Here is an 18,938-nt window from a genome sequence, read left to right as displayed (position 1 = left end):
AGGCAAACAGCCGCACTCGGAAAATGAGGCGGCTTTTCGCAAAAAAACGGATTATTCGGCTTTCGCGGCAATCGCGTTGCGTTCTACTTCCACTTCGATTCTCGCACCTTGGCCGATGTCGACAGTGTAGAATTGCTCGCCGACTTTGGTCACACGGCCTTTGAACCCTGCAGCCAAAACGACTTTATCGCCTACTTTCAAAGCAGCCAGCATAGCTTGGTGTGCTTTGAATTTCTTTTGTTGAGGACGCATAATCAGGAAGTAAAACACCACCATAATCAGCAGTAAAGGGGCAAATTGAGCCACAGCTTGATTCATAATATATCCGTTCTTTTAAGTTTTAAGATAAAGTAAAAAACTGCATACAGCCCAAAACGCAGTTGGTCGGACTGTAAAATTGAGCTATTCTAAAGGCCGTCTGAAAAATTTCCAAGCATTTCCGTATTTATTAACCATATTTAGCAGTCCGTGCGACTCGTTCGAGACACACTTTCCATGCTTAAAAAAATCATTTGGCGCGTGCGTACCCTACTGCGTCGATTACTTGGCAAAAATGCCCGCACCGTATGGATTTCCCATCCTATATTTCTGCAGCACCAGCCGGGCACCAACCACCCCGACAAGCCCGAACGCATCAGCGCCATTCAAGCCGCCTTAAAAAAGGAAGGCATTTGGCGTCATCTGCAAACCGCTGAAGCACCCGAAATCAAAGATGCGCAACTGGCATTGGTCCACTCGCGCAATTATCTGCACGAATTGGAAGCCGCCCAGCCGCTTCCCGGCAAAATCCACCGCATCGATGACGATACGGTCATCAGCCACGACTCCCTCCAAGCCGCCCGCTTTGCAGCCGGAGCCGTTGTCAAAGCAGTCGATATGGTGATGAACAAAAAGGCTTGGCATGCTTTTTGCGCCATCCGCCCACCCGGCCACCATGCCCACAGTAACAGCGCCAGCGGATTCTGCCTCGTCAACAACACCGCCGCCGGTGTAATGCACGCCATTGCCCAATACCGTCTGCAACGCATCGCCGTCATTGATTTCGACGCCCATTTCGGCGACGGTACGGCGGAGATTCTCCGAGACGATCCGCGCGTGATGTTTTTCAACCTGTTTGAAACCGACATCTTCCCCTTCCCGGAGGCGGAACAATACGCCGGCAGCAAAAATATGCTGCATACACCCCTCAAACCGGGCACAGGCAGCCGTATCTTCCGCACGACCATCCGCGAACAATGGCTGCCCAAGCTCACGGCTTTCCGTCCCGAGTTGGTGTTGCTTTCAGCCGGTTTTGACGGACACAAACAAGACGAAACAGGCCGTCTGAACCTGCATGAAGCCGATTTTGCCTGGCTGACGCACAAAATCGTCCAAGCAACGGCAAGCTGTCAGGGACGTGTCGTTTCCGTACTGGAAGGCGGATATACCTTGGAATCCCTGTCCAAATCCGCCGCCGCCCACATCCGCGTATTGGCAGGCTTGAGCAAGGCCGATTACGTCATCGCCTACCAAAAGCATTTGAAGCGCGGTAAAAGTAACAATCCTACGCAATAACGCATTTAAACTATCGACCCCAGGCCGTCTGAAAACACATCATCCGTTTCAGACGACCGGCCTTTTTTTCATTTACACACGTTAATTTGAGCAAAGACAAACCATTTCCATATTATCAGTAGTAAAATAACAAAAATAAAACGGACAAATAAAAATAGTTCACACACCTCACTGCTACCCTTTCCCCAATTGACCGTCTTTTCAGACGGCCTCCATTTAAAAAAAGGAGCGTTACAATGAAAGCAGCACGTTTTTACAACAAAGGCGACATCCGCATCGAAGACATTCCAGAGCCAACCGTCGCTCCGGGTACTGTCGGCATTAATGTTGCGTGGTGCGGTATCTGCGGTACCGACCTGCACGAATTCATGGAAGGCCCGATTTTCATTCCGCCTTGCGGCCATCCGCACCCAATCTCCGGCGAGTCTGCGCCAGTCACCATGGGTCACGAGTTCTCCGGCGTGGTTTATGCCGTAGGCGAAGGCGTGGACGACATCAAAGTCGGCCAACACGTCGTGGTCGAACCCTACATCATCCACGATGACGTACCGACCGGCGAAGGCAGCAACTACCACCTCTCCAAAGACATGAACTTCATCGGCTTGGGCGGCTGCGGTGGCGGCTTGTCTGAAAAAATCGCCGTCAAACGCCGTTGGGTACACCCTATTTCCGACAAAATCCCATTGGACCAAGCTGCTTTGATTGAGCCTCTGTCTGTCGGCCACCATGCTTATGTACGCAGTGGCGCGAAAGAAGGCGACGTCGCCTTGGTCGGCGGCGCAGGCCCAATCGGTTTGCTGTTGGCTGCCGTACTGAAAGCCAAAGGCATCAAAGTCATCATCACCGAATTGAGCAAAGCGCGTAAAGACAAAGCCCGCGAATCCGGCGTTGCCGACTACATCCTCGACCCGTCCGAAGTCGATGTCGTCGAAGAAGTGAAAAAACTGACCAACGGCGAAGGCGTAGACGTCGCATTCGAATGTACCAGCGTGAACAAAGTTCTGGATACTTTGATTGAAGCGTGCAAGCCCACGGCCAATTTGGTTATCGTCTCCATCTGGAGCCACCCCGCCACCATCAACGTCCACAGCGTTGTGATGAAAGAGCTGGACGTGCGCGGCACCATCGCCTACTGCAACGACCACGCAGAAACCATCAAATTGGTTGAAGAAGGCAAAATCAACCTTGAGCCTTTCATCACCCAACGCATCAAACTGGACGAATTGATTTCCGAAGGCTTCGAGCGCTTGATCCACAACAACGAATCCGCAGTAAAAATCATTGTTAACCCTAATCTTTAATCCTAAGGTTTAAAGAATAAACAGGCCGTCTGAAACTTTTCAGACGGCCTGTTTACTTGATAAATTCCCGAATGGCCCAATTCTATGCCAACCATTCACTTATCAAGAGTAAAACTCCATGAATCCAAAATACGCCCCACTCTTCCAAACATACACCCTCAATAACGGCGTAACCATCAAAAACCGCCTTATCGTCGCCCCCATGACCCATTTCGGCTCACAAGCCGACGGTTTGATCAGCGACCAAGAGCGTACCTTCCTCAGCAACCGCGCAGGCGATATGGGCCTGTTTATCACTGCCGCCACTTTGGTTCAAAAAGACGGCAAAGCCTTTCACGGCCAACCTGAAGCCACAGGCGAACACTGCCTCGACAGCCTGAAAGAAACCGCACAAATCCTACAACAACAAGGCGCAAAAGCAATTTTGCAAATCCATCACGGCGGTTCCAAAGCCATTGATGACCTTTTGGACGGTCTCGATAAAATCAGCGCTTCCGCCAACGAAGCCGAACACGCGCGCGAAGCGACCGAAAAAGAAGTCGAAGCACTCATCGCTTCTTATGCGCAAGCCGCCGATTTGGCGCTTCGTGCCGGTCTTGACGGCGTGGAAATCCACGGTGCCAATGCCTATCTGATTCAACAGTTTTACTCCGCCCAAAGCAACCGCCGCAACGACCAATGGGGCGGCAGCTTGGAAAACAGAATGCGCTTCCCGCTGGCCGTTATCGATGCCGTGGTTGCCGTCCGTGAAAAACACCAGCGCGACGACTTCATTATCGGCTACCGCTTCTCCCCCGAAGAGCCGGGTGATGACGGCTTAACCATGACTGAAACCGGCGCACTGATTGATGCATTGGTACAAAAACCGCTGCAATATCTGCACGTTTCCCTGTGGGAATTTGATAAAAAAATCCGTCGCGGCGGCGATACCGCGCAAACCCGTGTGCAGTTCATCCACGAACGCATCAACGGCAAACTGCCGCTTATCGGCGTGGGCAACCTGTTTACCGCCGACCAAATTTTGGCCGCCTATGAAACCGGCTGGGCAGAATTTATCGCATTGGGCAAAACTGTGATGATTAATCCGCACATCGCCACACAAATCCGTGAAGGCCGCGAAGATGAAATCGAAACGCAACTCGACCCGACGCGTGCCGACCATTACGGCCTCCCCGACACCTTATGGGGATTTGCCTCCAGCGGTACGCAATCATGGCTGCCGCCGGTAAAAGGCGCAGAATGGAAACCGATGGATATTTAATCATCGATTCATAAACAAAGGCCGTCTGAAACTTTTCAGACGGCCTTTGTCTTAGTGCAAACATTGAATTATCAAGCATTTTTTTGTACAATTCCGCATCTTTCAATCTATTGCAGGGCGTGTTGCACACGCCCTTATTTTAGCCTGTTTTCCAACACCCATATCCTTCAGGCCGTCCGAAAAAACGGCCTGAAACTTTTTGCAAAGAAAACCATGTCCCAAGAAATCCTCGACCAAGTGCGCCGCCGCCGCACGTTTGCCATCATCTCCCACCCCGACGCGGGTAAAACCACGCTGACCGAAAAGCTCTTGCTGTTTTCAGGTGCAATTCAGAGCGCGGGTACGGTAAAAGGCAAGAAAACCGGCAAATTCGCCACCTCCGACTGGATGGAAATCGAGAAGCAGCGCGGCATTTCCGTGGCATCAAGCGTGATGCAGTTCGACTACAAAGACCACACCGTCAACCTCTTGGACACGCCGGGACACCAAGACTTCTCCGAAGACACCTACCGCGTTTTAACCGCCGTGGACAGCGCGTTGATGGTCATCGACGCGGCAAAAGGCGTGGAAGCGCAAACCATCAAACTCTTGAACGTCTGCCGCCTGCGCAACACGCCGATTGTCACGTTCATGAACAAATACGACCGCGAAGTGCGCGATTCTTTGGAATTGTTGGACGAAGTGGAAAATATTTTAAAAATCCGCTGCGCGCCCGTCACTTGGCCGATCGGCATGGGCAAAAACTTCAAGGGCGTGTACCACATCCTGAACGACGAAATCTATCTCTTTGAAGCCGGCGGCGAACGTCTGCCGCACGAGTTCGACATCATCAAAGGCATCAATAATCCCGAATTGGAACAACGCTTTCCGCTGGAAATCCAGCAGTTGCGCGACGAAATCGAATTGGTGCAGGCGGCTTCCAACGAGTTCAATCTCGACGAATTTCTCGCCGGCGAACTCACGCCCGTGTTCTTCGGTTCGGCGATTAACAACTTCGGTATTCAGGAAATCCTCAACTCATTGATTGAATGGGCGCCTGCGCCGAAACCGCGCGACGCAACCGTACGCATGGTCGAGCCGGACGAGCCGAAATTCTCCGGATTTATCTTCAAAATCCAAGCTAATATGGACCCGAAACACCGCGACCGCATCGCCTTCTTGCGCGTCTGCTCCGGCAAGTTCGAGCGCGGCATGAAGATGAAACATCTGCGTATTAACCGCGAAATCGCTGCCTCCAGCGTGGTAACCTTCATGTCGCACGACCGCGAGCTGGTGGAAGAAGCCTACGCCGGCGACATCATCGGCATCCCGAACCACGGCAACATCCAAATCGGCGACAGCTTCTCCGAAGGCGAACAACTGGCATTTACCGGCATCCCATTCTTCGCACCGGAACTGTTCCGCAGCGTACGCATCAAAAACCCACTGAAAATCAAGCAACTGCAAAAAGGTTTGCAACAACTTGGCGAAGAAGGCGCGGTACAGGTTTTCAAACCAATGAGCGGCGCGGATTTGATTTTGGGCGCGGTCGGCGTGTTGCAGTTTGAAGTCGTTACCTCGCGGCTGGCCAACGAATACGGCGTAGAAGCCGTGTTCGACAGCGCATCCATCTGGTCGGCGCGCTGGGTATCGTGCGAAGACAAGAAAAAACTGGCGGAATTTGAAAAAGCCAACGCAGGCAACCTTTCGATAGACGCTGGCGGCAACCTCGCCTACCTCGCGCCTAACCGCGTCAACCTGAATCTGACACAAGAACGCTGGCCGGATATCGTGTTCCACGAAACACGCGAACATTCGGTTAAACTGTAAAACGCAAAGGCCGTCTGAAACTTTCAGACGGCCTTTTTTTCATTCGATATCAACCCAATAAATCCCAAGCAAACTTCCCAATGGTCAGGCACAGCAGCAACATAAATCCGTAACGCAGCTCAAATATTGTCTTATTTTAGCTTTTAGCACCTCACCAAACATTTTCGGAATAAATGTTGACTTTAACCTTAGGTCAAAGTTTATAATTTGTGCTCCTTCAGTTATCACATAGGCGAAAAACATGAAAAAACTTATGACTTTTATCACACTTAGCGCTGTTGCAATTTCAAATTATGCCCAAGCTAATGAACAACCGCATCAAGCACACATGAATATGCCAATGTCGACAGGTTCTGCAATGCAACAAGAATTAATGCAAGGTATGAATCAAATGAATCAAGACATGATGGCAGCTGCGCAATATAAAGATCCTGATGTTGCTTTTGCAGCAGGTATGTTGCCACACCATATTGGCGCAGTAAAAATGGCGGAAGTTGAATTAAAATACGGAAAAAATCCTGAGATGCGTAAGCTTGCTGAGGATATTATTAACGCACAACAAGCGGAAATTGAACAAATGCAAAAATGGCTTAAAGCACACAACAAAAAAAGCTCCGTAAAATGATCTGACCCCAAAAGTTAGACTGATTTAGTTCAAGGACTGAGTTCTGTAATTCACAGAGCTCAGTCCTTTTAGTTTCCCCTGAATGCGCTCATGGTTGTAATAATGAATGTACTCATGAATCGTTTTTTCCAGTTGTTAGAACGTCTCAAATCATTTACCGTAATAACATTCCATTCTTAATCGTCCAATTGATGACCTTTGCCGAAGCGTTGGCCGCCAGAAAATCATAGCCGTAAAAGCGGACGAACACAAAAGCCAGCAGGCTGCCCGTCCCCGGCCCGAACACGCCGTCGTAAAAACCGATTAACGCGCCGAAAAATAAGCCCCACAAGGTTTCGCGGCGCGTCAGCTTTTCAGTGCGCACCGTCTGTCCCAAGTCTTTTTTCAAAAAAGTGTACAGACACATGGCAATCATGATGACCAACATTGCCGGTTTCATGTATTGCACGGGGAAATACACCACCGTTTTCGAGCCCAAATATGAAGCGGCAAATGCCAATGCCGCGGCAGGCAGCAGCATTTTCCACGGCACAGGGATTCGGCGCAGGTATTGCCCCGTCGCGGTCAATGTGCCACAACAGGAAGCAAATTTATTGACACCCATCACCGAGGCCACAGGCGTAGCGTTTGGCAATAGGTTGAACAATCCGGGAATCTGCAACAACCCACCGCCGCCAACGACCGCATCCATCAGCCCGGCGGCGAAGCCAACCAATACCAGATAATAAAAAAACGAATCTGCAAGCATAATGTCCATCTCTAAAAAGCAAAGCGATTTTGCGCGTGTTTGCCCGTCCTGACAACCTACAAGGCCGTCTGAAAACCATACGTTCAGACGGCCTTTTGTTATTTGGCAATGTTTACAGCTTATTGCTTACGCTTGTCCCACCATGCAAACAAGTTGCCCAAAACCGTTCCCGATACAGAGTGCCAAACGCAGGCAACGGCGGCGGCAACGGCAGACTCGGCATTACCGGGGAAGAATTTAGCACTCAAACCGGTGGCAAGTCCGGCATTTTGTACGCCGACTTCGATGGCAAGGGTGCGTTTTTTGGCGGTGTTCATGCCGGTCAGCGCACCACTGTAATAGCCGAGGATGTAGCCGCCGATGTTGTGGGCAGCGATGGCGAGTACCATCACGAAAGCGGATTCAGCAAAGCGGTGTCCGTGAACGGCAGCAACGCCGCCGACAATGCAGGCAAACGCGACAACGGCAACGGCAGGCATAATCGCGCGTACGTCTTCAAACTAATGTTTTTTATGCAGCAAGATATTGGCGGCAGAGCCGATAACGACAGGCAGCAGGGTAACAAGCAACATAAACTTGAACATACCCCAGCCGTCCATTTCGACGGTTTGTCCGACCAAATAAGTCATCCACAGCGGCGTCATCACAGGCGCGAGGACGGTGGAAACCGTGGTCATGCCAACCGAAAAAGCAACATCGCCTTTAGCCAAAAAACTCATGATATTGGACGAAACGCCACCCGGACAGGTACCGACCAAAACCAAACCCAGCGTCAATCCGGGCGAAAGATTGAAGGCTTTGGCAATACCGATGGCGAGCAGGGGCATAATCGTGTATTGGGCGATTGCGCCGATAAAAATATCGAGCGGACGTTGCGCCAGAATTTGATAATCTTCCTTACCCAAAGTCATGCCCATGCCGAGCATGATGATGCCGAGTACGACGACTTGCGTATCGCCTTTTACCCATGAAAACGTAGTAGGTTCGATAAAGGCGATGATGGAGGCAAGGACGATGATCAGGGCGGTGAAGCGAGTCATTTCCGACTGACTGTGGTCAGAAAGTTCATGTTTTTACTCCTTTGTATGTTTTTATCATGACAATAATTGCCATAATTTAACACATATTAACTCTTATGCGCAATTACAGTAACGCAACAGGAAATCCGCCATCCAATAATGTTTAAAGATAAACCGCACTAATTCCACCTAATATCAACACAAAGGCCGTCTGAAACCTTTTCAGACGGCCTTATCCTATCCGTTAATCATCGATTTATTCGATATTTTGAACCTGTTCGCGCATTTGCTCGATCAAGACTTTCAGTTCTACCGACGCTTGCGTACATTCGGCGGCGATGGCTTTGCTGCCCAAGGTATTGGCTTCACGATTCAACTCTTGCATCAAGAAGTCCAAACGTTTACCTGCGCTGCCCTTACCTTCGGTAACAATGCGGCGCACTTCGGCGATATGGGTACGCAAACGGCTGAATTCCTCATCCACATCGGATTTTTGAATAAACAAAGCAAATTCCTGTTGCAAGCGGTCGTTGTCGATGTTGCCGACGGCTTCTGCCAAACGGGTTTTGACTTTGTCCATATGCGCCTGCAAAAGGCTTGGGAACAGTTCGTTCAAAGCGTCCACAATCTCTTCCATGCCGTCCAGACGTTGCAGCAAATGTTCGCCCAGTTTTTTGCCTTCGCGTTTGCGGGCGGCGGTAAACTCTTTCAACGCGCCGGTCAATAAATCTTTAACACCTTTCGCCAAGGCTTCGGAGTCTTCGCCCTGCCCTGCCAAAACGCCGGGGAAACGCAAAACGTCGGCCACGCTCAGCTTGCCGAAATTGTGTTCCTTACGCCATTCTTTGTTCAAATGCGCCAGTTGTGCGACTAAATCCTGATTGACTTCCAAAGTCTGACCGCCCGAAGCCGCATCTTGCAGCTGAACACGGCATTCCAATTTACCGCGCGCCACGGCCGCGGCAATCTGCTCGCGCAACGCGCCTTCCAAATAGCGCAACTCTTCCGGCATACGGAATTGGACATCCAAATAACGATGGTTGACCGCGCGGATTTCCAAATTAATCCGCTTGCCGCCGCATTCGCCTGCGGCATTGGCAAAGCCGGTCATGCTGTGGATTTGAATAGTTCGTCTTGTAGCCATGGTTTTACTCCGTTTCCAAATACGAGTGAAAGTATGGACACTATAACACACCCGACCGACGATTTTCAGACGGCCTTTGGTGCCAAATTCCTCTATAATTCAAGGCAACCTGTTTTTTATTCTCCCCAAAGGACCATCATGAGCGACTACACCCGCACCGGCCGCGCCGCCGACAGCCTGCGCAACATTAAAATCACCCCCAATTTCCTGCCACATGCCGATGGTTCCTGCCTTATCGAGTGCGGCAACACCAAAGTGATTTGCACGGCCTCCATCGACGAAAACGTTCCCCCTTTTCTGCGCGGTAAAGAACAAGGCTGGGTAACGGCCGAATACGGCATGTTGCCGGCTTCCACTGCCTCCCGTATGCGCCGTGAAGCCGCCGCAGGCAAACAGTCCGGCCGCACACAAGAAATCCAACGCCTGATCGGCCGCTCGCTGCGCGCCGTCGTCGATATGGAAAAACTAGGCGAACGCCAAATCCTGATTGACTGCGACGTCATCCAAGCCGACGGCGGCACGCGTACCGCTTCCATTACCGGTGCCTACGTTGCCCTGCAAATCGCCGTAGACAAACTCCTTTCAGACGGCCTTATCAGCGAAAACCCCATCCGTGAAGCCGTTGCCGCCGTTTCCGCCGGCGTGGTGGGCGGTGTACCGCTTTTGGACTTGGACTATCCCGAAGATTCAGGCTGCGACAGCGACGTTAACATCATCATGACCGCATCTGGCAAAATCATCGAAATCCAAGGCACAGCCGAAGGCGCACCGTTCAGCATCGAAGAATTGGGCAAACTCATTGCCCTCGCGCACAAAGGCATTGCCGAATTAGTCCAACACCAGCAGGCCGCCCTTTTGGCCCGATAATCAACAAGGCCGTCTGAAAACTTTCAGACGGCCTTTTTTAACCCAACCCCTTTATGCGTATTTACTCAAAAAAGCGCGTTCTATCCTTGAATTCCATGTAAAAAATAGTAATAATAACCCTTTTTCCAGCAAACCAAGCTGCCCGACAACCCCCACAAGAAAGCACGAAACATGGCGTTAATCGTACATAAATACGGCGGCACATCAGTAGGCTCGCCCGAACGCATCAAAAACGTAGCCAAACGTGTCGCCAAAGCCCGCGCCGAAGGACACGACATCGTAGTCGTCGTATCCGCCATGAGCGGAGAAACCAACCGACTGGTCGCACTGGCGCACGAAATGCAAGAACATCCCGATCCGCGCGAACTCGACGTCGTTCTCACTACCGGCGAACAAGTGACCATCGGCCTGCTGGCCATGGCTCTGAAAGACATCGGCGTTGACGCCAAGAGCTACACCGGCTGGCAAGTCGCACTCCAAACCGACACTTCCCACACCAAAGCCCGCATCGAAAACATCGACGACGAGAAAATGCGTGCCGATTTGGCCGCCGGAAAAGTCGTTATCGTAGCCGGTTTCCAAGGCATCAGCAGCGAAGGTAATATCTCAACTCTTGGCCGTGGTGGTTCTGACACCTCCGCCGTTGCCATCGCCGCAGCCCTCAAAGCCGACGAATGCCAAATTTACACTGACGTGGACGGCGTTTACACCACCGACCCGCGCGTCGTACCCGAAGCGCGCCGCATGGATACGGTTACTTTTGAAGAAATGATCGAACTGGCCAGCCTCGGTTCAAAAGTTTTACAAATCCGCTCCGTAGAATTCGCCGGAAAATACAAAGTGCGCCTGCGCGTACTCAGCAGCCTGCAAGATGGCGGCAACGGCACCCTGATTACCTTTGAAGAGGACGACAACATGGAAAGAGCAGCCGTAACCGGTATCGCATTCGACAAAAACCAAGCACGCATCAACGTACGCGGCGTACCTGACAAACCCGGCGTTGCCTACCAAATCCTCGGCGCAGTGGCCGATGCCAACATCGAAGTCGACATGATCATCCAAAATGTCGGCAGCGAAGGCACAACCGATTTCTCCTTCACCGTTCCACGCGGTGACTACAAACAAACCATCGAACTGCTGCAACAACGCCAAGACAGCATCGGCGCCGCTTACATCGACGGCGACGATACCGTATGCAAAGTCTCCGCAGTCGGCTTGGGCATGCGTTCACACGTCGGCGTAGCCGCCAAAATCTTCCGCACCCTCGCAGAAGAAGGCATCAACATCCAAATGATTTCAACTTCCGAAATCAAAGTATCTGTCCTGATTGACGAAAAATACATGGAACTGGCTACCCGCGTTCTGCACAAAGCATTCGACTTGGGCAACTAATTCCAGCCAATCAAAAGGCCGTCTGAAACTTTATTGTTTCAGACGGCCTTTTGATTAAAACTTTGCTGTTTTAATCCTCAATCCTTTCCTTCTCTCGAAAAATGCTCAATCTCAAATCCGCTCTGACGATAAGCTCGGAAGCGGTCTCGGGCTTCGGCCAAATCTTCTAAGCTGTTGCCCACAATTTCAAGGATACGGTTTGGAATGGCCGGGGCTTGGCTCCAGAAATCGGCAGACAGGTTCAAAACCGTGCAATCCTGTGGAATATTCGGCAATGCGTTTCCAAACGCAAGCAACACCGGCGTTTCAGACGGCATGGGGTCGGTAGGCAGCCAGACTTCGTGCGGAATAAAGCTTTCGGGAATTTGCTGCCACAAATCAACGTCTAGTTGCTGCACTGCCGCAGCAGAATCCGACCACACCAAAATCTGCCCGCCATCGCGTATGGCGCGCGCAATCAGGCGGCAGGCAAAGGCGGCCGGCTGGGCGACGTGTGTATAAAAAGTGGCTTTAGGCATGGCGTATTCTTTCGTTTAGGCAATGGATTGGCCGTTTTCAGACGGCCTTTTTGGTTTTCAACAATCTCAAGGCATTGCCCAACACCAGCAGCGAGCTGAAACTCATGCCGAGCGCGGCGATCCACGGGGTAACGTAACCAAATACGGCCAATGGAACGGCAACCAGATTGTATGCGCTCGCCCAAGTCAGGTTTTGGCGGATGATTTGATGGGTGCGGCGTGCCTGTTTCATCATCACGGGCAAAACGTTCAAATCATCATTGAGCAAAACCACATCCGCACCGTCTCGCGCCACATCGGCACTTGTAGCCACTGCGGCAGACACATCAGCTTGGGCAAGGACGGGGGCGTCGTTGATCCCGTCGCCGATCATCATGACTTTACGTCCTTGTTTTTGCAGATTTTCCACATAAGCCAGCTTGTCTTCCGGCGTGGCTTCGGCACGATAGGCATCCAAACCCAGCTCTTGCGCAACTTGGGCTACGGCAGCCTGTCGGTCGCCGCTTAAAAGGTGCAGACGGATGCCGTGTTGCTTCAGGTTTTGCAACATTTCGGCGGCGCTGTCTTTAATTTGGTCTTCCAGCAAAAAGGCCGTCTGAAAACCGCTTTGATTGCCCAAAAAAATAATGCCGCCTGTGTGGTCGATATGGGCAAATGTTTCAGGCAGATTACCGGCAATTTCCGAAACAAACGCCGCTTTGCCCAAAGCCCAAACTTGGGTTTCGCCATCCAATTCGATTTGCGCGCTGACACCGTGTCCGATACGGTTGACCCGTTGCTGCACTTTCACATCAAGCGCGGATACCAGGCCGTCTGAAAGCGTATGGTTCAAAATGGCACGGGCGATGGGGTGTTCCGATTGCTGCTCCAATGCTTGGGCAATAGCAAGGGCTTGGGCTTCGTTCAGACGGCCTGCGGACAACATACGGCTGACGGAAAGCTGCCCTTTGGTCAGCGTACCGGTTTTATCGAACACGACATCGTCAATTTGGGCAAGCGTTTCCAGGCTTTGTTTGCCGCTGATGAGAATGCCGTCTTTGGCAAGCGCACCGGTCGAAGCAGCCAGCGCGGTCGGGGTAGCGAGCGACAAGGCACACGGGCAGGTAATGACCAGCAGGGCAATGGTAATCCACAAGGCGGTGTGTGCGTCTGCATACCATGCCCAGCCGATAAAAACAGGAATCGCAAGCAAAAGTTCGCCAAACACAAAACTGGACGCGTATTTTTCGGCCAACTCGGCGGCACGCGGTTTTTGCGCCAGCGCACGGTCGAGCAGTTTAACGATATGGGACAAACGCGTGTTGCCGCCGGTATGATCGGTGCGGATGATTAAAGGGCTGCTGGTATTGAGCGTGCCGGCGGTTACTTTTTCAGACGGCCTTTTCACAATGGGCAGGCTTTCGCCGGTCAACATGGCTTCGTTAACTTCGCTCTCACCGGATAAAACCGTACCGTCCACCGGAATGACTTCGCCGGGCTTCACAACAATCGTATCGCCGATATTGAGGCGGACAACTGCGGCTTCCTCGATGGCATCGCTTTCAGGATAAGACGGCAAACGATGGCAAAATGCCGGAACCAGTTTGACCAACCGCTCTGCCGCATCGCCTGCTTTGCGTCGGGCAATCTGTTCCATAAAACGCCCGCCCAACAGGAAAAACAACAGCATGGCGATGGATTCAAAATACATGCCCTGCCCTGCGTTGGTGGCCAGGCTGTAAATACCAGCGATAAAGGTCATCACAATGGCAATGGCAATCGGCGTATCCATGCCGACACGGCGGTTTTTCCAGTCGCGCCAGGCGCCGCGGTAAAACGGCAACGCGCTGTAAAACACAACGGGCAACACCATCAAAAAGCCGCCCCAATGCAGGATTTCCAAATAAAGCGGCTCGATGTCGCCGCCGTAAAAATAAGTCGGCAGGGCAAACATCATCGTCTGCATCATACCCAGACCGGCCACTGCCAATCTAACGATAAACTGTTTGCGTTCCTTCTGCGCCTGCACTTCGATTTTTTGCGCATCATAAGGCGCGGCGGTATAACCGGTTTGGCGGATTTTCAGCAGAATGTCTGACAATTCGATGTGGGCGCTGTCCCACACCACGCGGCAGCGATGGGTACTGTAATTCAAATCCACGCGCACTACGCCCTTCATGCGCAACAACTGTTGTTCAATCAGCCACACACACGCGGCGCAGGTAATGCCGCCCAGCATCAACACCGCCTCGCGCTCATCCCCAACGCCGACCTCGACAAAATCCGCCTGCACTTCGGGCAAATCGTACAGCTTTAATTGAGACAATACTTCCGGCGGCGGCAATTCGGATTTTTCCGCGTCTGCGGTACGCTGTTTGTAATAATTGCCCAAACCGGCATCGATGATACTCTGCGCCACCGCTTGGCAACCGGCACAGCAGGTTTCGTGTTCTTCGTCTTCAAAACGAACCGTCAGATGCAGATGCTCCGGGACTTCAAGTCCGCAATGGAAACAGTTTTTTTGGAGATGTGTGGAAGATGTCATAATGTGTTCGATTTATTTTTCAGACGGCCTGAAACAATCGTTTCAGGGTGTTACATTTTAGCAAAAAGCGTTTTTCCGCCTCTTTTCATTCAATTTTGAATTAACAGGCTGTCGGACTTTGTAAAAAATATGGAAAACAAAGTATTGACCGTTTATCATATGATGAACGGTAACATATAAATACCGTTTATCTTTAAAAACTTCCAATTATTTTAATGTAAAAATGGAACTTTTTTAAAAATCCCAATACATTTTTTATTGACCTTAATCCATTTAAGCAGCATACTTTAGGCATTCCGCGAAGACGGAAATAAAAAACACACATTTACTTATAAAACTAACTTATTGGGAAACCTCACCATGATTGATCGCCTTATGCCTATCTTCGCCGTTATCGGCATTTTGTCCAGCACCGTATACCTGAGCCTCGCCGCTTGGATGCTTTACGAAAGCGTGTTCAAAAAGAAAAGCCCTCTGTCGGCATAATCCTCGGATTTAAAATTTTACGGTAAGGCCGTCTGAACATTCAGACGGCCTTGTTTCATTCCATACTATCAAGCACTTAGCTGTACGGCCAATTCAATCATCGCTTCGCGCAAACCGTCCAAGCCCAAACTTTCGGCAACGGAAACATTCACGCCGACGGCATGCCCAGAGTTGTCGCGCAAAATGCCTGCTTCACGTATACCCGACGGCAGCAAATCAATTTTGTTGTACACCACCAATTGCGGAATTTCATGCGCGCCAATTTCTTCCAAGACTTCGTTGACATCGTCCATCTGCCGTTCAAAATCGGGATTAGACGCATCGACGACGTGCAGTAATACATCCGCCATCGCCGTCTCTTCCAAGGTAGCGGAAAACGCCGACACCAGCTTGTGCGGCAAATCGCGGACGAAGCCGACGGTATCGGTCAAAATCACGCTCGCCTCGTGCGACAGGAAAAGCCGACGCGCAGTGGTATCCAAAGTGGCGAACAATTGGTCTTTCGCCAATACGTCCGCTTTGGTCAAACGGTTGAACAGGCTGGATTTTCCGGCGTTGGTATAGCCGACAATGGCAAAGGTTTTCAGACGGCCGCTCATACGCGATTTGCGGCGCGTGGCGCGTTGTTTGCGGACATCGGCAAGCTGTTTTTTCAATATCGTGATTTTTTGTCCGATTAAGCGGCGGTCGGTTTCCAACTGGGTTTCGCCCGGCCCTTTCAAGCCGATACCGCCCTTCTGACTTTGCAGGTGTCCATAACCGCGTACCAGCCGTCCGCTCAAATGGTTCAACTGGGCCAACTCCACCTGCAACTTACCTTCCTGTGACTGGGCGCGTTTGGCGAAAATCGCCAAAATCAAACCCACTCTGTCGAGGACGCGGCATTGAAGCTCTTTTTCCAGATTACGCTCTTGTGTCGGCGTGAGTTCGTGGTTGAACACGACCAGTCCGACATCATGCTGCTTGACCACTGCCGCCAACTCTTCCGCCTTGCCCGTACCGACAAACAAAGCCGGATGCGGTTTGTCACGGCGTGAAGTTTCGATAGAAACCAAATCGCCGCCGGCCGCACTCACCAATTCTGCCGCTTCGGTCAAGGCCGTCTGAAAGCCGCGCTCGCGCGTTTCGTTTGCGCTGGAATAGTCCGCCGTCAGCATTACGCCGACCAAGAGGACGCGTTCGGGCTGCTCCAAAGATTTATCGACGGAAAACAGATTGCGCTTGCTCAAAAAATTTCCTTTCAGACGGCCTGACGGCTGAGTCAAAGTGCCGATTAACGGTTTTTCAAAATATCGGCGAAATATTCGGTCACTTCTGCCAAACGTCCGCCCTGCGCGGCATAAGGCTGCATTACGGCCACCAGCTGCTCCAACACTTCACGCGTTTCGGTTTGCGCGTGTTCGCGGTAGAGCCACATATTTTGCATGGTTACCGTGGTCAATGCCTCGCGTACATTAAGCAAGAGCAAGTGGCGGCAAGACTCGTAGCCTTGACGCAAATCGCCGGCCGCATAGGCGGTAACCGACAATTCATAGTCGATGTCCAACTGATAAACATTGCTTTGGACAAAAAGAATATCGTCTGTTGGGAACGGGATACGTTTCGCCATCAGGCCGATTGCATGGGAAATGCGGTATTTCCCTTCCTGACGCAGCATGGTTTGCGCAAGGTAGAGGCACTCGGCACGGCGCGGGTTGTAATCGTAGCCTGCCAGCCAAGTCGCCAAGGCTTCATCGCGTTTGCCCATTAATTTGTAGCACTCGCCCAGCTGTTGGTAAGAAACCGTCACTTCCTCGATCCAACCGCCCAACTCGATGCGTTTTTTAAACCATTCGCTCGCACGCTCGGGCATATCAGAGTCCCAATAAGAACGTGCCGCATAAAAGGCGTAACGCGGTTTCAGGTCTTCATCTTCAGGGCTGTAAAACGCTTTTTCCAAAGAAACAGCGTCAAGCAGGTATTTGTTCGCCATATTGCTGCGCGCGCCAAAACGGCCGCTGAGAACCGTATAGTCGCCATGAAGCGTGGCTTCGCTGGTATCTTGTTTGTCGGTTTCGATAAACTCGTGCAACACGCCGCGCCAGTAGAATGTGCCGTCATTGCGCAACAACAGCGGACGGTAATAAACCACGCTGCCCATGGCATTTCTCATGCGGAGGCGGTAACGGTCGGCGGTCAGCTCGGGCAATTCCAATTTGCCTTCAAAGCGGTCGTCCGCATCAAAAATCAACACGTAATCGGTTTTGTCTTTTGCGTGTTTCAACGCCTGATTGCGGTTGTATGCAAAATTTTGCCAACCATCATGATGAATCTCGCCTGCGATGCCCTTTGCATCGAAAAAGTGGCGGATCACGCCGACGGTATCATCGGTCGAGCCGGTGTCGCTGATGACATAGTAGTCAAGTTTGATATGGTCGGTGATGTTGGCCAGTGTTTCTTCGATGATTGCCGCTTCGTTTTTGACAATCATATTCAAGCAGATGGTTTGGGACATTTTCAATAGCCGCATTTGTTTGGAAAGGTATTATTTTACTTTAGCATTTTGTTTTTTGCACACAAAATACTCAGGCCGTCTGAAGATTGCCTTTCAGACGGCCTGAAGTTTATTTTGCCTTATCTTTTCTCCTGACGACGTATCAGATACACCGCCAACAGTGCAAACAAAACCGTCGGCAATGCGCCCGCCAAAAACGGCGGCACGCCGTACAATTGGCTGGTAAAGCTAAAGAGCCGTCCGGCAAAGTGGAACAGCAAACCGAGGCAGATACCACCGAAAAGTTTCAAGCCCATATTGCCGTGGCGCGTGGTTTGCGGGGTAAAGGCAAAGGCAACAAGCGCCATCACCCATGCGGCAACGGGATACACCAGCTTGCGCCACCATGCGATGGCATAGACTTGGGTATTTTGGTTGTTTTTTTCCAGATGGTCGATGTAGGTGGTCAATTCGCCGACAGACATTTGATCGGGCTTGACGAGCAATACATCCATCAGGTTGCGTTTGACGGAAATCGGCCAGTTTTCTTCGGCGGTAGTAGAAACCTCGACTTTATCTTCGCCCAATATGCTGCGGCGGATATTTTTCAGCTGCCAGCTGCCGTCGGGATTCAAAACGGCTGATTCTGCTTCTGCCGCTTGGGTCAATTCGTTTTTATCGTTGCGCTGCCAAATTTTGATGCCCAAAAGCGTATGGTCGGGCAACATTTCGCGCACGTTGATAATACTGTTTTTTTCTTTCAGCCAAAGGCCGGTATTGCCGGTACTGATTTTGCCGTTGATGGCGGCGGCTTTGATGTTTTCGGCTTTTTGGCTCAGCGTGGGGGCAACCCATTCGCCAAGCGCGACAGTGGCAATGGCAAAAATCAAACCGAACTGCGACAGAATCAACAGCAGCTTTTTGGTGCTCATGCCGCTGGCTTTGATAACGGTCAGCTCGCTGCCGGAAGCCAGTTGGCTGAGGGAAATCAGGCCGCCGATCAAAACAGCTAGCGGCATCAGTTCATATGCGCGCGCAGGCATCTGCATGAAAACATACTGCCCCAATTTTGTGCCGTTATAGCTGCCTTTTCCAAGATCGCCGACTTCGTTGATGATTTCAAAAAAGCTGTACAAAGCGAGGAAGGCAAGGAGGGCGTAAACCGCCATAACCGCCATTTGACGGATGATGTAACGTGAAATCAGGTTCATTTTCCG

General features: G+C 51.3%; 15 protein-coding genes and 3 pseudogenes. 8 read left to right on the top strand and 10 right to left on the bottom strand.

The features are described 5' to 3' along the window. Positions 1-51: 51 nt before the first annotated feature. Entirely contained in the window at positions 52-318 is a 267-nt protein-coding gene (yajC, locus tag ACTHSP_RS06390) for a preprotein translocase subunit YajC (protein WP_003678762.1), read from the bottom strand. A 177-nt stretch (positions 319-495) separates the two neighbouring features. Here yajC and ACTHSP_RS06385 point away from each other — a divergent pair, with 177 nt between their 5' ends. The 5 genes from ACTHSP_RS06385 (at position 496) to copM (ending at position 6,550) form a co-directional block, all read left to right on the top strand. Beyond that, complete coding sequence (locus ACTHSP_RS06385) at positions 496-1,554, top strand: histone deacetylase family protein (RefSeq protein ID WP_049350729.1); 1,059 nt, start codon at positions 496-498, stop codon at positions 1,552-1,554. Between the two features lie 236 nt (positions 1,555-1,790). Further along, a complete protein-coding gene (locus ACTHSP_RS06380; protein WP_440345830.1) occupies positions 1,791-2,855 on the top strand; it encodes a 2,3-butanediol dehydrogenase in 1,065 nt (354 codons plus the stop codon). A gap of 118 nt (positions 2,856-2,973) precedes the next feature. Then, positions 2,974-4,116: an NADH-dependent flavin oxidoreductase gene (locus ACTHSP_RS06375; protein ID WP_440345829.1), complete on the top strand. Its 1,143-nt coding sequence runs from the start codon at positions 2,974-2,976 to the stop codon at positions 4,114-4,116. Between the two features lie 213 nt (positions 4,117-4,329). Next, positions 4,330-5,925: a peptide chain release factor 3 gene (locus ACTHSP_RS06370; protein ID WP_440345828.1), complete on the top strand. Its 1,596-nt coding sequence runs from the start codon at positions 4,330-4,332 to the stop codon at positions 5,923-5,925. Between the two features lie 241 nt (positions 5,926-6,166). After that, complete coding sequence (copM, locus tag ACTHSP_RS06365; RefSeq protein ID WP_440345827.1) at positions 6,167-6,550, top strand: CopM family metallochaperone; 384 nt, start codon at positions 6,167-6,169, stop codon at positions 6,548-6,550. 24 nt (positions 6,551-6,574) lie between these two features. Here the strand turns inward: copM and ACTHSP_RS06360 are convergent. From ACTHSP_RS06360 to ACTHSP_RS06345, 4 genes and pseudogenes are all read right to left on the bottom strand, one after another. After that, positions 6,575-6,745, bottom strand: a pseudogene (locus ACTHSP_RS06360) (IS3 family transposase); the annotation flags it as partial. Further along, positions 6,732-7,298, bottom strand: a pseudogene (locus ACTHSP_RS06355) (sulfite exporter TauE/SafE family protein); the annotation flags it as partial. The pseudogenes ACTHSP_RS06360 and ACTHSP_RS06355, both read right to left, overlap by 14 nt. Positions 7,299-7,417: 119 nt before the next feature. Then, a pseudogene (locus ACTHSP_RS06350) lies at positions 7,418-8,367 on the bottom strand (bile acid:sodium symporter family protein). A gap of 206 nt (positions 8,368-8,573) precedes the next feature. Next, a complete protein-coding gene (locus ACTHSP_RS06345; RefSeq protein WP_318250613.1) occupies positions 8,574-9,461 on the bottom strand; it encodes a YicC/YloC family endoribonuclease in 888 nt (295 codons plus the stop codon). A gap of 138 nt (positions 9,462-9,599) precedes the next feature. On the opposite strand from ACTHSP_RS06345, the gene rph reads away from it, so the two are divergent. Further along, positions 9,600-10,328 (top strand): ribonuclease PH, encoded by a 729-nt coding sequence (rph, locus tag ACTHSP_RS06340; protein WP_003686003.1) that lies wholly within the window; start codon positions 9,600-9,602, stop codon positions 10,326-10,328. A 171-nt stretch (positions 10,329-10,499) separates the two neighbouring features. Then, positions 10,500-11,720 (top strand): aspartate kinase, encoded by a 1,221-nt coding sequence (locus ACTHSP_RS06335; protein ID WP_440345826.1) that lies wholly within the window; start codon positions 10,500-10,502, stop codon positions 11,718-11,720. A gap of 77 nt (positions 11,721-11,797) precedes the next feature. Here the strand turns inward: ACTHSP_RS06335 and ACTHSP_RS06330 are convergent, their stop codons facing one another. Both ACTHSP_RS06330 and ACTHSP_RS06325 read right to left on the bottom strand, forming a co-directional pair. Then, on the bottom strand, positions 11,798-12,238 hold the full coding sequence (locus ACTHSP_RS06330) for a DNA polymerase III subunit chi (RefSeq protein ID WP_070608039.1): 441 nt from the start codon (positions 12,236-12,238) through the stop codon (positions 11,798-11,800). A 37-nt stretch (positions 12,239-12,275) separates the two neighbouring features. After that, entirely contained in the window at positions 12,276-14,762 is a 2,487-nt protein-coding gene (locus ACTHSP_RS06325; RefSeq protein ID WP_440345825.1) for a heavy metal translocating P-type ATPase, read from the bottom strand. 360 nt (positions 14,763-15,122) lie between these two features. On the opposite strand from ACTHSP_RS06325, the gene ACTHSP_RS06320 reads away from it, so the two are divergent. Further along, positions 15,123-15,248: a hypothetical protein gene (locus ACTHSP_RS06320; protein WP_003678791.1), complete on the top strand. Its 126-nt coding sequence runs from the start codon at positions 15,123-15,125 to the stop codon at positions 15,246-15,248. Positions 15,249-15,316: 68 nt separating this feature from the next. Here ACTHSP_RS06320 and hflX read toward each other — a convergent pair whose 3' ends face one another. The 3 genes from hflX to lptG form a co-directional block, all read right to left on the bottom strand. Beyond that, the gene (gene hflX / locus ACTHSP_RS06315) at positions 15,317-16,477 is read right to left on the bottom strand and encodes a GTPase HflX (RefSeq protein ID WP_440345824.1); all 1,161 of its coding nucleotides are present in this window, start codon (positions 16,475-16,477) and stop codon (positions 15,317-15,319) included. A 44-nt stretch (positions 16,478-16,521) separates the two neighbouring features. Beyond that, positions 16,522-17,742, bottom strand: a complete 1,221-nt coding sequence (locus tag ACTHSP_RS06310; protein WP_318250611.1) for a glycosyltransferase — start codon at positions 17,740-17,742, stop codon at positions 16,522-16,524. A 119-nt stretch (positions 17,743-17,861) separates the two neighbouring features. Beyond that, positions 17,862-18,932: an LPS export ABC transporter permease LptG gene (gene lptG / locus ACTHSP_RS06305; protein ID WP_049352716.1), complete on the bottom strand. Its 1,071-nt coding sequence runs from the start codon at positions 18,930-18,932 to the stop codon at positions 17,862-17,864. Between the last annotated feature and the right edge of the window lie 6 nt (positions 18,933-18,938).

The sequence above is a fragment of the Neisseria sp. P0001.S005 genome, from assembly GCF_051963715.1.
The sequence above is the reverse complement of the archived record's forward strand: the minus strand, read 5'-3'. Positions and strand labels throughout refer to the sequence as shown.

What these genes read in the sequence shown, in the direction of transcription:
- yajC (WP_003678762.1), bottom strand. Translation starts at nt 318, where the DNA reads ATGAATCAAGCTGTGGCTCAATTTGCCCCTTTACTGCTGATTATGGTG.
- ACTHSP_RS06385 (WP_049350729.1), top strand. Translation starts at nt 496, where the DNA reads ATGCTTAAAAAAATCATTTGGCGCGTGCGTACCCTACTGCGTCGATTA.
- ACTHSP_RS06380 (WP_440345830.1), top strand. Translation starts at nt 1,791, where the DNA reads ATGAAAGCAGCACGTTTTTACAACAAAGGCGACATCCGCATCGAAGAC.
- ACTHSP_RS06375 (WP_440345829.1), top strand. Translation starts at nt 2,974, where the DNA reads ATGAATCCAAAATACGCCCCACTCTTCCAAACATACACCCTCAATAAC.
- ACTHSP_RS06370 (WP_440345828.1), top strand. Translation starts at nt 4,330, where the DNA reads ATGTCCCAAGAAATCCTCGACCAAGTGCGCCGCCGCCGCACGTTTGCC.
- copM (WP_440345827.1), top strand. Translation starts at nt 6,167, where the DNA reads ATGAAAAAACTTATGACTTTTATCACACTTAGCGCTGTTGCAATTTCA.
- ACTHSP_RS06345 (WP_318250613.1), bottom strand. Translation starts at nt 9,461, where the DNA reads ATGGCTACAAGACGAACTATTCAAATCCACAGCATGACCGGCTTTGCC.
- rph (WP_003686003.1), top strand. Translation starts at nt 9,600, where the DNA reads ATGAGCGACTACACCCGCACCGGCCGCGCCGCCGACAGCCTGCGCAAC.
- ACTHSP_RS06335 (WP_440345826.1), top strand. Translation starts at nt 10,500, where the DNA reads ATGGCGTTAATCGTACATAAATACGGCGGCACATCAGTAGGCTCGCCC.
- ACTHSP_RS06330 (WP_070608039.1), bottom strand. Translation starts at nt 12,238, where the DNA reads ATGCCTAAAGCCACTTTTTATACACACGTCGCCCAGCCGGCCGCCTTT.
- ACTHSP_RS06325 (WP_440345825.1), bottom strand. Translation starts at nt 14,762, where the DNA reads ATGACATCTTCCACACATCTCCAAAAAAACTGTTTCCATTGCGGACTT.
- ACTHSP_RS06320 (WP_003678791.1), top strand. Translation starts at nt 15,123, where the DNA reads ATGATTGATCGCCTTATGCCTATCTTCGCCGTTATCGGCATTTTGTCC.
- ACTHSP_RS06310 (WP_318250611.1), bottom strand. Translation starts at nt 17,742, where the DNA reads ATGTCCCAAACCATCTGCTTGAATATGATTGTCAAAAACGAAGCGGCA.
- lptG (WP_049352716.1), bottom strand. Translation starts at nt 18,932, where the DNA reads ATGAACCTGATTTCACGTTACATCATCCGTCAAATGGCGGTTATGGCG.